Consider the following 518-nt stretch of genomic DNA (forward strand, 5'->3'; position numbering starts at 1 on the left):
AACCCGCGCCACCTCGCCGCCCGCCTGCCCGGCCCGCAGCAGTGGACGCTGATCGACCATGATGCGGGCCTTCTGCAGCGCGCCCGCAGCCACTGCGCCGACCTGCGCGACGCGGAAGGCGCGGCGCTGCGGGTCGACACCCTCTGCCTCGACCTCGGCGCGCTCGCCCCGGGCGCACCCGACCTGCCCGCCCCCATCGCCTGCCCCCCGGACACGCCCGCGCCCGTCTCGCATGCCGGTGCAGACCTGGTGTGCGCCTCCGCGCTGCTCGACCTGATGTCGGCAGCCTGGCTGGCGCGCCTCGCCGAGACCTGCGCGCAGGTCGGTTGCGCGCTGCTGATCACGCTGAGCGTCGACGGCAGCTGGCGCTTCCTGCCCCGCGACCCGGCAAGCGCCGCCGCCGACCCCGACGACGCCTTCGTCCGCGACGCCTTCAACGCCCATCAGCGCCGCGACAAGGGCCTCGGCGCCGCGCTCGGTCCGGCCGCCGCGCCCGTGCTCGCCGAGCAGCTCGCGGC

Annotated in this window: 1 pseudogene; it reads left to right on the forward strand. The window is 77.2% G+C overall.

What is annotated here, in order from left to right:
• Nucleotides 1–518 (forward strand): annotated as a pseudogene (locus C667_RS23845) (hypothetical protein); the annotation flags it as partial.

The organism is Thauera phenylacetica B4P (genome assembly GCF_000310225.1).
GTDB lineage: Bacteria > Pseudomonadota > Gammaproteobacteria > Burkholderiales > Rhodocyclaceae > Thauera > Thauera phenylacetica.